Origin of the sequence: Sphingopyxis sp. (assembly GCF_050725615.1) — a bacterium.
Lineage (GTDB): Bacteria > Pseudomonadota > Alphaproteobacteria > Sphingomonadales > Sphingomonadaceae > Sphingopyxis.
This window is the reverse complement of the sequence record NZ_JBOHHU010000118.1, coordinates 1-11,307: the sequence shown is the minus strand read 5'-3', so window position 1 is coordinate 11,307 and position 11,307 is coordinate 1. Positions and strand designations below refer to the sequence as shown.

Here is an 11,307-nt window from a genome sequence, read left to right as displayed (position 1 = left end):
ATTAGACGACGGAGCGCGAGGAACGGACATGCCCTCCCCTAGCCCCTCCCGCAAGCGGGAGGGGGACTCATAGCCCGACCCCAGGTGCCACACCCCGGCATCCCACGCGCCCTGCCGTTCGCGCGTCACCGTCTTGGCGAGGTCCATGCCTTCCAGCCCCGGCCAGCCCTGCGCGAGCAGCAGCAGCCGGTCGATGTCGAACTGGCCGTCGGGCGCATGCGCGACGACCCCGGTCGGTGCGCCCGCGTCGCGGATGCGGCGGGTCAGCGCACGGGTGTCGATGCCGGCAAGCCCGATCAGCCCCTGCGCCTTCATCCAGTCGGGCAGCGTCTGGACGCTGCGGAAATTGCTCGGCGCGGTCGGCAGTTCGCGGGTGATGCACCCGATCGCGGCGCGCTTGTCGCGCTCCATATCCTCGGGGTTCGCGCCGACATTGCCGATATGCGGAAAGGTGAAGGTGATGATCTGCCCCGCATAGCTCGGGTCGGTCAGGATTTCCTGATAGCCGGTCATCGCGGTGTTGAAACAAATCTCGCCCACCCCCGCGCCCGCGGCGCCATATCCGATGCCCCACAGGATCGTCCCGTCGGCAAGGACGAGAACGCCGGTCGCGCCGGCAGGCTGGCTTTTGGGCGCGGCAGAGGGGTTGGCTGGTGCCATTCAACATGCTCCGGACGGTGGGCTAAACGGCCGATCAACTAGGCAGCAAAAATGTGATTCACAAGCTATCGAATTTCGAAAATTGCCGTTAGAGAGGGCCTTTCCGAAATTTGCAGCGCATGGGAACACGTAATGATTCGTGACGACATCAAGGCTGCGCAGGTCGCCGCGATGAAAGCCGGCGACAAGGCGCGGCTCGGCACCATCCGGCTGATGCTGGCCAAGATCAAGGACAAGGACATCGAACTGCGCACCGGCACCGCGCCGGCCGATGACGATGTGCTGGTCACCGACGTACTCCAGAAAATGGTCAAGCAGCGCCGCGAGTCGATCGCCATGTACGAACAGGGCGGCCGCCAGGAGCTCGCCGACATCGAGGCCGCCGAGGTCGTGGTGATCGAGGATTTCCTGCCCGCACAGCTTTCGGACGACGAAGCGCAGGCGGCGATCAAGGCGATCGCGGCCGAACTCGGCGCGGCGAGCCTCAAAGACATGGGCAAGGTGATGGCGGCGGTGAAGGAACGGCACGGGTCCGAGCTCGACATGAGCAAGGCGAGCGGGTGGGTGAAGGCGGCTTTGAGCTGAAACACGCCCTCCCCTAGCCCCTCCCGCAAGCGGGAGAGGAACTGGTTGGGCCGCAAGCGCATATTCTCCCCTCCCGCTTGCGGGAGGGGTCGGGGGAGGGCCTGTTGGACAAGGGCTACAAGCGACCGACCGCGCGCTCCCGCGAATTGCGCAACCAAGCGACGCCAGCTGAACGGGCGCTGTGGGCGCAGTTGAGCAATCGCAGGATCGCAGGCATCCGCTTCAATCGCCAATTCCCGATCGGCCCGTTCATCTGCGACTTCGTCTCGAGATCGGCCAAACTCGTCATCGAAGTCGATGGCGGGCAGCACGCGGTTGATGTAGAAAAAGACCAATCGCGGACAGCCTATTTGGAAGCACAGGGATATCGAGTGATCCGGTTCTGGAACAATGATGTGCTGGACCGGATCGAGGGCGTCGTGAGCGAGATCGAGGCTGTTCTCGAAACATGCCCTCCCCCGGCCCCTCCCATAAATGGGAGGGGGGAAGAATGACCCTCACCCCGCAATGGCTCGACGAACTCCGCTCGCGCATCACCCTGTCGACCCTCATCGGCCGCACGGTGAAGGTCACCCGCGCCGGCCGCGAGTATAAGGCGTGCTGTCCCTTCCATAACGAAAAGACCCCCAGCTTCACGATCAACGACGAAAAGGGCTTCTACCACTGCTTCGGTTGCAGTGCCCATGGCGACGCGATCCGCTGGATGACCGACCAGCGCGGCCTGTCGTTCATGGACGCGGTCAAGGAACTCGCCGGCGAGGCCGGCATGGAGGTCCCCGCCGCCGATCCGCGCGCCGCGAAAAAGGCCGAGGAGGCAGCAAGCCTGCGCGACGTCGTGCAAGGCGCCGCCGACTGGTTCGCCCAGCAGCTCGGCAGCAGCAACGGCGCCCCGGCGCGCGAATATCTCAAGAAGCGCGGCATTTCGGACGCCACGCGCCAGGCCTTCGGTTTCGGTCTCGCCCCCGACAGCCGCAGCGCATTGAAGGAGGCGCTCAAGAAATTCCCGACCGCGATGCTCGTCGAATCGGGCATGCTGATTTCGGTCGACGACAAGGACCCCTACGATCGGTTCCGCGGACGCCTGATGATCCCGATCCGCGACGCGCGCGGCCGCGTGATCGCGTTCGGCGGGCGCATTTTGGGCGATGGCGAGCCCAAATATCTGAACTCGCCCGACACGCCGCTCTTCGACAAGGGCCGCACGCTCTACAATCTCGACAAGGCCTCGCCCGCCTCGCGGCAGACGAACCGGATCATCGTCGTCGAGGGCTATATGGATGTCATCGCGCTCGCCGAGGCGGGAATCGCCGACGCGGTCGCGCCGCTCGGCACCGCGCTGACCGAGAATCAGCTTGGCATGATCTGGCGCATGGTTCCCGTCCCCATCCTCTGCTTCGACGGCGACGCTGCGGGACAAAAGGCCGCAATGCGCGCCGCGATGCGCGCGCTCCCCCTGCTCCGCCCGGGCTTCAGCCTCGCCTTCGCGACCTTGCCCGCCGGACAGGACCCCGACGACATCGTCCGCGCGCGCGGAGCGGCGGGCTTCCTCGAAATCCTCGAAGACGCGCAGCCGCTGGTCGAGCGGTTGTGGGCGCATGAGGTCGCGGCGGGACCGCTTGCGACTCCCGAAGAACGCGCCGCGCTCAAGACCCGCCTGCTGGCCCACGCCAACGCTATCGAAGACGCCGATGTGCGCCACCATTATCGCGAGGCCTTTCGCGAGCGGATCGACGCGCTCTTCACGCGCAAACAGCCCGAGCGCGGTCCGCGCGTGCCCTGGGCGCCGCAGGCCCCGCGCGCCGGCAATCGCCGCTTCGCGCCCGACCCGCGCCTGCAGCCGCCTGCCGACGAAACGCGCAGTATCGGCCAAGCGGGCATCGCCGGGCACCTGCTCGCCGCGCTGCTCGGTGGATTGCTGCGCTATCCGGCGATGCTGCGGCGGCACGAGGAAGCGCTTAGCCGCCTTCCGATGGCCGATCCGGGCGACGCCGAACTGCTCGGCGTAATGCTTGACACGGTAATGCGCCAAGAAGGGCTTGATACTGAGGGCTTGCTTGCCATATTGGAGCCCATGAAAGTGTATAATAGGGCGACGACATTGCTCAGAGCCGATGGAATGCACTTCTCGTTCAATCGCACGCTGGACAGCAAGGATGGGGCCGATACGGCACGGGAAACCGCGCTTCGCGACCTCGATGAATATATCGGCGTGCTGGTGACGCAGCCTGAAATCCGCGCCCGGCTTGCCGAGGCGACCGCGGATTTCCAGCGTACGATGGACGACGAAGGTCTGGCGCGGCAGCAGAAACTGCGTGCGATGGACGAGGATTTGACCCGCCGCCTGGCTGCGCTGTCCGAAAACAGCCACCAGGCTTGATGAATTTACGCCTCTAGGCAGGAACCATAATGGCCACCAAGAACACCGAGACCGAAGCCGATACCGACGGCCCGCTGATCGACCTCAACGAGGCCGACGTCAAAAAGCTGATCGCGCGCGGCAAGAAGCGCGGTTACCTGACCTATGACGAACTCAATGCGGCGCTGCCGCAGGACGAGATGTCGTCCGAGCAGATCGAGGACATCATGTCGGCGATTTCCGACATGGGCATCAACATCGTCGAGAGCGACGAGGACGTCCAGGAAGAGGCCGAGCAGGAAACCGACGAAGAGGTCGATGTCAGCGCCGGCACCGGGTCGCTGTCGAACCCCGCGATCGAGAAGAAGAAGGAAACGGTCGATCGCACCGACGATCCCGTTCGCATGTACCTGCGCGAGATGGGCGCGGTCGAACTGCTGAGCCGCGAGGGCGAAATCGCGATCGCCAAGCGCATCGAGGCCGGTCGCGACACGATGATCCTCGGCCTGTGCGAAAGCCCGCTGACCTTCAACGCGATCATCGAATGGTCGAACGCGCTGAACAATGGCGACATGCAGTTGCGCGAGATCGTCGACCTCGAAGCGATGCTGTCGAAGGACCCCGCGCCCGAAAACCTCGATGAGGAAGGCGCCGAGGACGACGGCGAGATCAGCGAGAAGAATGCCGGCGTCTCGTTCAAGGACGAAGACGAGGTCGAGGAAGAGCCCGCCGCCGACGGCGACGACGAGGATGGCGAAGGCTCGTCGGGCAAGCGCGAGAATTTCGAAGAGGATGAGGAGGACAACACCCTCAGCCTCGCCGCGATGGAAGAGCTGCTGAAGCCCGACGCGCTGGAGAAATTCGCGAACATCACCAAGAGCTTCAAGGCTTTCTCCAAACTGCAGGAAACGCGCCTCGAATCGCTGTCGGGCGGCGAGGAATTCCCGGCCGCGTCGGAGAAGAAATATCACAAGCTGCGCGAGGAACTCACCGCGCAGGTCGAGAGCGTGCAGTTCCACGGCACCAAAATCGAATATCTGGTCGACCAGCTCTACAGCTACAACCGCCGCCTGACCGCGCTCGGCGGCCAGATGCTGCGCCTCGCCGAGCGCCACAAGGTGCCGCGCAAGGCGTTCCTCGACAATTATGTCGGGCGCGAGCTCGAAGAAACCTGGCTCGAAGCCGTCGGCTCGATCGACAAGAAATGGGCCGCCTTCGCCGAGAATGAAGCCGGCGCGGTCGACCGCATCCGCATCGAGATCAGCGAAATTGCGCAAGCCGCGGGCATGAGCCTCGTCGAATTCCGCCGCGTCGTGAACATGGTCCAGAAGGGCGAACGCGAAGCGCGTATCGCCAAGAAGGAAATGGTCGAGGCCAACCTGCGCCTCGTGATCTCGATCGCCAAGAAATATACGAACCGCGGCCTGCAGTTCCTCGACCTGATCCAGGAAGGCAATATCGGCCTGATGAAGGCGGTCGACAAATTCGAATATCGCCGCGGCTACAAATTCTCGACCTATGCGACCTGGTGGATCCGCCAGGCGATCACCCGCTCGATCGCCGATCAGGCGCGCACGATCCGCATCCCGGTCCATATGATCGAGACGATCAACAAGCTGGTCCGTTGCAGCCGCCAGTTCCTCCACGAATCGGGCCGCGAACCGACGCCCGAGGAAATGGCCGAGCGCCTGTCGATGCCGCTCGAAAAGGTCCGCAAGGTGATGAAGATCGCCAAGGAGCCGATCTCCCTCGAAACGCCGATCGGCGACGAGGAAGACAGCCACCTCGGCGATTTCATCGAGGACAAGAACGCGGTGATCCCGGTCGACGCCGCGGTGCAGTCGAACCTCAAGGAAACGGTGACGCGCGTGCTCGCGTCGCTGACCCCGCGTGAGGAACGCGTGCTGCGCATGCGCTTCGGCATCGGGATGAACACCGACCACACGCTCGAGGAAGTCGGCCAGCAGTTCAGCGTAACCCGCGAACGCATCCGCCAGATCGAGGCGAAGGCGCTGCGCAAGCTCAAGCACCCGAGCCGCAGCCGCAAGATGCGCTCGTTCCTCGACCAGTAAGCGATTGCGGGGGAAATGACGATGGGTCCGAAAAGCGCGATGCTGGCGGCGATGCTGGCCGCTACGACGCTTGTCGCCGCCCCCGTTGCCGCCCAGCCGACGTCGGCGCCCGCGTCGGCGAGCGAGGACGCGACCAAGATGGCGTTGGCCACCCGGATCGTCGCCCTCGCCTTTCCCGAGGATCAGCGCATCGCGATGTTCGGCGGTGCGATGGACAATCTCTACGCGCAGATGAAGCCCCCGGTGGACCAAGCCGGGGACAAGGAAGCGGCGGCGATCACCGAGCGGCATATCAGCGCGATGCGCAACGATATCATGGCCGACCTGAAGGCCAATTCGGGCGGATTGTTCGACGCGGTCGCAAAAGCATATGTCCGCGCGTTCACGCTTCAGGAACTGCAGGATATCGAACGCTTCGTCGCGACGCCCAGCGGTGCCGCCTATGTCCAGCGGTCCGCAGCGATCCTGGGCGACCCGGCGGTGGCCGAGTGGAACAAGGCCTATTTCCAGCGCATGATGGCGATGATTGAAACCCGCAAGTTGGCGCTGTTCGATGAACTGGCCAACCATATAGTGGAAACCAGCCAGCCCTGACGACGTCCCGCGAGGGCCGTTGCCGCTGTGGCCCGTATCGATGCACAAAGTCTTTGTGCGGCGCCCACGGATTTGCCATTGGCGTTGACGATGCCCGACGCCCCGACCTTTGCCGAAACCGCGACCGAGGCTTGGGCTCCCATCCGCAATTGGGGCGCCCGTGCACGCAGTGCCGCCCGCGCCGCGCGGATCCGGATGGAGGCGATGCGACAGAAGCCGGCAACCGCCCCCTTCGTGCGCTGCCTCTACGCCCACGCGGTCTTCCCCGACACCGTGCCGACCTTCCGCGCCTTCCTGCGCGCCGCGAAGCAGGAGGGCGAATTCGTCGACACGCCGACCCTCCGCGCGATCATCAAGGACGGCAAGCCCGCCGACGGCCGCTTCTTTCACCTGAGCTTCGACGACGGTTTCGCCAGCGTCTATGAGGATGGCGGCCCGGTGATGGAGGAGGAGCGCGTCCCCTACACGATGTTCGTCGCGACCGATTTGATCGACGCCGATCCCGACACGCTCAACAGCTATTTCGCGCATATGCCCGCCTATCGCGCGCGCGTCCGCACCCTCGACTGGCCGCAGGCGAAGGCCGCCGCGGCGGGGATCGGCGAAATCGGCTGCCACACCCGCACCCACGCGCGGCTGTCGAACATCGCGGGCGATCCGGCCCGCCTCGCCGCCGAAATCGCGGGCGCGAAGGCGATCATCGAGGGTCATGTCAGCCAGCCCTGCGACAGCTTCGCCTGGCCCTATGGCACCGCCGCCGACATCGACGACCGGGGCCGCGCGGCGATCGCCGATGCCGGCTTCACCAGCAATTTCAGCGCGGTGCGCGGCGCCGTCCGGCCCGGCGCGACCGACGTCATGGACATCCCGCGCCACCAGCTTGAATTCCACTGGCCGCTCCACGAACTGATGGTCTGGGCGCGGGGTTTCCGCGAGGCATGACGCTGCGCGTCGCCCTGATGACCAGCGGCCCGATCGGCGGCGCGGGCGTGGTGCTCGAGCGGCTGACGCGCGTGCCGCAAGTCGAGATCGCCTGCCTGATCGTCTCCGAAACCATCGTCGCCAAGCGCAGCCGCAAGAAGATGCTGCAGAAGATCTGGAAGATCGGCCTGCTCGGCGCGCTCAATGGCATCCGCATCCGCAAATGGTTCGGCCATGATATGACCACCGACGCGCGCGAAGTGGCCAAGGCGCATGGCATCCCCATCGTGACCGTGCCGCGCGTCAATGGCGACGAGACCGCCGCCGCGCTGCGCCACTATGCCCCCGACCTCGGTATTTCGACCGGCAACGGCTATATCGCGTCGCGCATCTTCACCATCCCGGCGCAGGGCTTCGTCAATTTCCACGGCGAGTTGCTGCCCGAATATCCGGGGGCGCAGAGCGTGATCTGGCCGATCTATTTCGGGCGCACGCAGACCGGCTATACGATCCACCGCATCGACAAGGGCATCGACACCGGCGCGATACTCTACAAGCGCGCGGTCGATATCGATTTCCAGCCGAAACTCGCCGACACGATCCGCCGGACCAACGACAAGGTGCGCGAAGAATTGCCCGAGGCGTTCGCGGCGCTGCTGGCGGATTGGGACGCTTATGCCGCCGCCGCGACACCCCAGAAAGCCGAGCGCCACTTCACCACCCCGACCTTCCGGGAATATCTGCGCATCGAGCGCAATCACCGGCGGCTGCGGCGCGAGAGCCAGCACGCCGACTGACCGGTGTTTTTGTGCACCGCACAAAATATTTTCGCACCTGTCTTCAAATCTTTACCTTCGCCCCCCAGATAGCGAACCGGCCATCGGAGCGATCCGGCGCGGGCATAGTGTAACCCGCCGCCGCGCCGCACCGAACAAATGGCCGATATTCCCATATGCTGGGACTATTTCCGACAGCCAAGGCGCGGCGCTTCTCCGGCCGCAACCGAAAACCTTGGAAATCGGGGCAAGGACAAAATTGGCACGCCCATTGCTTAGCAAGGGACATGAACGCGGGACGGAACCCGCGGCCACGAGGAAAGACAGAAAAATGGACAATGAAACCAGCAATCTCTTCGCCCGCCGCGACACCTTCTTCGGCATTTGCGAGGCCGTGGGGCAGGACTTCGGCTTCAACCCGCTGTGGCTCCGCCTGGCCTTTGTCGCCCCGCTCTTCTTCTTCCCGGTCCAGACCTTCATGGCCTATTTCGGCCTCGGCGCGGTCGTTCTCGCCTCGCGCCTGATCTTTCCGCGCAAGACCGCCGCCGCGCAGCCGGCGCCGACCGCCATCGCACCGGCGACCGGCCGCCCGAGCGACGCCGCGCCGGAACTCGCGCTCGCCGCTTGATCGACGCCCGGGCGGGCTCTCCCTCTCCCCCGCGCCCGCCCGCGCATCGATCCGCACCGCTCACCCCCATCGCGGGAGCGGTGCAGCAACAGGGACCGGCAAGCATCCCCCGCTTGCCGGTCTCTTTTGTCTCCGGCCTTTTTCTCCGGCTTTGTCCCCGCCTGACACAGGGTCCGCGCCGATTGTCGACCGCTTATAAACGCGGTGTTTACGACGTTGCTCTATGGCGGACGACTGAACTTCGGCAGCCCCTGTTGCCGGCAGGCAAGGATGAAGCGTTGAGCCAGTCGCCCCAGCTCCAGCCGCAGACGCGCAGCGTCGCCGAAATGCTCGATACGCTGGTCGCCAGCGAGGGCACCGGCGCGCATCGTCACGTCCGTGCCGGCGGGCTGTCCAACGGCCCCGACGCGATGCGCAACCTCGCCGACGCGGTTCATTTCCTTTGCCTGCTCCACGGTCGCCACCCCGGCGTGATCGACCTCGCCGCACGCAAGGCGGTCGATCCGGTCTCGCGCCAATGGATGGACGAGGCCGCCGACGCCTTTGTCCAGGAACGCGCCTTTCTGTCGAAAATCGCCGCCGCGGTCGGCCCGGTGCCGAGCACCCAGGGCCAGGACCAGTGCGAGGCCGCCGTCGCCGCGCAGCGCAAGGCGCTCGACATGCTCGCCGAATCGGACCGCCATGGCTGCGCCGTCGGCGCCGCGATTGCGCTGACGCTCGACTGGCGCACGATCCGCGTCCTGCTCGATATCAGCGCCCAGCGGCTCGACATGGCGCCGCCGCGCTGCACCCTGCCCGACCTGCGCGATACCGCCCGCCTCGCGGGCGCGGTCGCCGACACCCCGGCCGCCGAGCGCGCGCTGGTGTTCGGCGCGCAGCAACTCATCGCCCAGCACAGCGGCCTGTGGGACCTGCTCGAAGCCCGCGCGGCCAGCCGGACCATTTAACTCCCCAATGATGGAGGCGAAAAGTCTCCCTCCCGCTTGCGGGAGGGGAGAAGAAGCGCGCGCTTGCACCCTCCCCCTCCCCTCGCTATGCCCCTTGACGTTCACGTTAAGGGAAAGGCTCTCCGCCATGCGCTTCGAAGGAACCAGCGCCTATATCGCCACCGACGACCTGAAGGTCGCGGTCAACGCCGCGACATTGCTGCGCCGCCCGCTGCTCGTGAAGGGCGAACCCGGAACCGGCAAGACCGTGCTGGCCGAGGAGATCGCCAAAGCCTTCGACGCGCCGCTGATCACCTGGAACATCAAGTCGACCACGAAGGCCCAGCAGGGCCTTTACGAATATGACGCGGTCGCGCGCCTGCGCGACGGCCAGCTCGGCGAAGAGCGCGTCCACGACATCCGCAACTATATCCGCAAGGGCAAATTGTGGGAGGCCTTCACCAGCCCCAAGCTTCCCGTGCTGCTGATCGACGAGATCGACAAGGCCGACATCGAATTCCCGAACGACCTGCTCCAGGAACTCGATCGCATGGCGTTCCACGTCTACGAGACCGACGAGACGATCACCGCGAAAGAACGCCCGATCGTCGTCATCACCTCGAACAACGAGAAAGAACTGCCCGACGCTTTCCTGCGCCGCTGTTTCTTCCACTATATCAAATTCCCCGACCGCGACACGATGCAGGCGATCGTCGAGGTCCATTTCCCCGGCATCCAGAAGACCCTGGTCAGCCGCGCGATGGACATCTTCTACGAAGTCCGCGACGTCCCCGGGCTCAAGAAAAAGCCGTCGACCAGCGAGCTGATCGACTGGCTCAAGCTGCTGCTCAACGAGGATATGCCGCTCGAAGTCCTCCAGAACCGCGACGTCGGCAAGGCGATCCCGCCGCTCCACGGTGCGCTGCTCAAGAATGAGCAGGATGTGATGCTGTTCGAAAAGCTCGCCTTCATGGCGCGCCGTCAGGGGAGCTGAGTCAGCTCACCGCCAACTCCAAAACCCGTTTGTATCGAGCGAAGTCGAGATACGTCTGGCTTGGCGTGATCCATCGGGGTGTCTCGACTTCGCTCGACACGAACGGCTGTAGGGGGCGGTGACTAAAGCTGGTACGCGACCTCGACATCGCCCCAGCGCCGCCCGTTGATCACCACCGGCATATAGACGTTACGCACGGTCACATAATTGGTGCCGTCGCCTTCCTGGCGATAGACCGCCATGAAGAAGGGCGCCTTGCTCTTTTTCGCCGCCTTGTCGGTGTCGTCGAACAATATGCGGCCGTTGCGGCAATGCGCCGTGTCATGGACGATATCGCCCATCGGCGCGCGCGAGCAGTCGGTGATGTGCGTCGGCAGATAGCCGTTCATGTCGCCCGCCGACGACATCTTCACCTCGGGATGGTTGCTCACGATATGGTCGAACAGCGGCCGCCAATTGGTATCGGCCCAATCGCACAAAGTGGTGCGGAAGCGTTCGGGGTTCGACCCCGGCACGCGGACATAGTTGGTGTCGAAGAGCTGCTCCATCGACAGCTCGCCCTTGGCGACCGCCAGCTCGGCGATCGCGACGAACTGATCGCGCACCCGCGACGCGAGTTCGACGACCGCCGAATCGCGCGGGCTCACCCCGGCCGAGATGACGGCGTTGAACATGCGGTTCGACACATTTTCCATCTTCAGGATCGAATCGCGCGTGCCGCCCAGCGTCGCGCTATTGTCGCGCACCGAGGTGACGACGCGGTCGACCGCGTCGCGGACGCGCGCGCCATTGGCG

11 protein-coding genes and 1 pseudogene are annotated in these 11,307 nt (G+C 64.9%); 10 read left to right on the top strand and 2 right to left on the bottom strand.

Annotated features, from left to right (window positions below):
• Positions 1-660 (bottom strand): carbamoyl-phosphate synthase domain-containing protein (locus ACREB7_RS19280; RefSeq protein WP_431593887.1); only part of this gene is annotated, 660 nt, incomplete at its 3' end.
• 132 nt (positions 661-792) lie between these two features.
• Here ACREB7_RS19280 and ACREB7_RS19275 point away from each other — a divergent pair.
• From ACREB7_RS19275 to ACREB7_RS19230, 10 genes are all read left to right on the top strand, one after another.
• Complete coding sequence (locus ACREB7_RS19275; protein WP_056346506.1) at positions 793-1,245, top strand: GatB/YqeY domain-containing protein; 453 nt, start codon at positions 793-795, stop codon at positions 1,243-1,245.
• Positions 1,246-1,349: 104 nt separating this feature from the next.
• Positions 1,350-1,739 carry an endonuclease domain-containing protein gene (locus ACREB7_RS19270; RefSeq protein ID WP_431593886.1) on the top strand — a complete coding sequence of 130 codons (390 nt, stop codon included), beginning with the start codon at positions 1,350-1,352 and terminating at the stop codon, positions 1,737-1,739.
• Positions 1,736-3,622 (top strand): DNA primase, encoded by a 1,887-nt coding sequence (gene dnaG, locus ACREB7_RS19265; protein ID WP_431593885.1) that lies wholly within the window; start codon positions 1,736-1,738, stop codon positions 3,620-3,622. The genes ACREB7_RS19270 and dnaG overlap by 4 nt, the downstream gene beginning before the upstream one ends.
• 29 nt (positions 3,623-3,651) lie before the next feature.
• The gene (gene rpoD / locus ACREB7_RS19260; RefSeq protein ID WP_431593884.1) at positions 3,652-5,673 is read left to right on the top strand and encodes an RNA polymerase sigma factor RpoD; all 2,022 of its coding nucleotides are present in this window, start codon (positions 3,652-3,654) and stop codon (positions 5,671-5,673) included.
• A 21-nt stretch (positions 5,674-5,694) separates the two neighbouring features.
• Positions 5,695-6,267 carry a hypothetical protein gene (locus tag ACREB7_RS19255; RefSeq protein WP_431593883.1) on the top strand — a complete coding sequence of 191 codons (573 nt, stop codon included), beginning with the start codon at positions 5,695-5,697 and terminating at the stop codon, positions 6,265-6,267.
• 90 nt (positions 6,268-6,357) lie between these two features.
• The gene (locus ACREB7_RS19250; protein WP_431593882.1) at positions 6,358-7,209 is read left to right on the top strand and encodes a polysaccharide deacetylase family protein; all 852 of its coding nucleotides are present in this window, start codon (positions 6,358-6,360) and stop codon (positions 7,207-7,209) included.
• On the top strand, positions 7,206-7,985 hold the full coding sequence (locus tag ACREB7_RS19245; protein WP_431593881.1) for a formyltransferase family protein: 780 nt from the start codon (positions 7,206-7,208) through the stop codon (positions 7,983-7,985). Before ACREB7_RS19250 ends, ACREB7_RS19245 begins: the two co-directional genes overlap by 4 nt.
• Positions 7,986-8,295: 310 nt before the next feature.
• Positions 8,296-8,592 carry a PspC domain-containing protein gene (locus tag ACREB7_RS19240; protein ID WP_431593880.1) on the top strand — a complete coding sequence of 99 codons (297 nt, stop codon included), beginning with the start codon at positions 8,296-8,298 and terminating at the stop codon, positions 8,590-8,592.
• Between the two features lie 278 nt (positions 8,593-8,870).
• Complete coding sequence (locus ACREB7_RS19235; RefSeq protein ID WP_431593879.1) at positions 8,871-9,539, top strand: DUF6975 family protein; 669 nt, start codon at positions 8,871-8,873, stop codon at positions 9,537-9,539.
• Positions 9,540-9,666: 127 nt separating this feature from the next.
• Complete coding sequence (locus ACREB7_RS19230) at positions 9,667-10,512, top strand: AAA family ATPase (protein ID WP_431593878.1); 846 nt, start codon at positions 9,667-9,669, stop codon at positions 10,510-10,512.
• 122 nt (positions 10,513-10,634) lie between these two features.
• Here ACREB7_RS19230 and ACREB7_RS19225 read toward each other — a convergent pair.
• Positions 10,635-11,307, bottom strand: a pseudogene (locus ACREB7_RS19225) (methyl-accepting chemotaxis protein); the annotation flags it as partial.

Excerpts from the sequence above, each read along its gene's own strand:
- ACREB7_RS19230 (WP_431593878.1), top strand. The coding sequence starts at position 9,667 with ATGCGCTTCGAAGGAACCAGCGCCTATATCGCCACCGACGACCTGAAG.
- ACREB7_RS19240 (WP_431593880.1), top strand. The coding sequence starts at position 8,296 with ATGGACAATGAAACCAGCAATCTCTTCGCCCGCCGCGACACCTTCTTC.
- ACREB7_RS19250 (WP_431593882.1), top strand. The coding sequence starts at position 6,358 with ATGCCCGACGCCCCGACCTTTGCCGAAACCGCGACCGAGGCTTGGGCT.
- dnaG (WP_431593885.1), top strand. The coding sequence starts at position 1,736 with ATGACCCTCACCCCGCAATGGCTCGACGAACTCCGCTCGCGCATCACC.
- ACREB7_RS19275 (WP_056346506.1), top strand. The coding sequence starts at position 793 with ATGATTCGTGACGACATCAAGGCTGCGCAGGTCGCCGCGATGAAAGCC.
- ACREB7_RS19245 (WP_431593881.1), top strand. The coding sequence starts at position 7,206 with ATGACGCTGCGCGTCGCCCTGATGACCAGCGGCCCGATCGGCGGCGCG.
- ACREB7_RS19255 (WP_431593883.1), top strand. The coding sequence starts at position 5,695 with ATGGGTCCGAAAAGCGCGATGCTGGCGGCGATGCTGGCCGCTACGACG.
- rpoD (WP_431593884.1), top strand. The coding sequence starts at position 3,652 with ATGGCCACCAAGAACACCGAGACCGAAGCCGATACCGACGGCCCGCTG.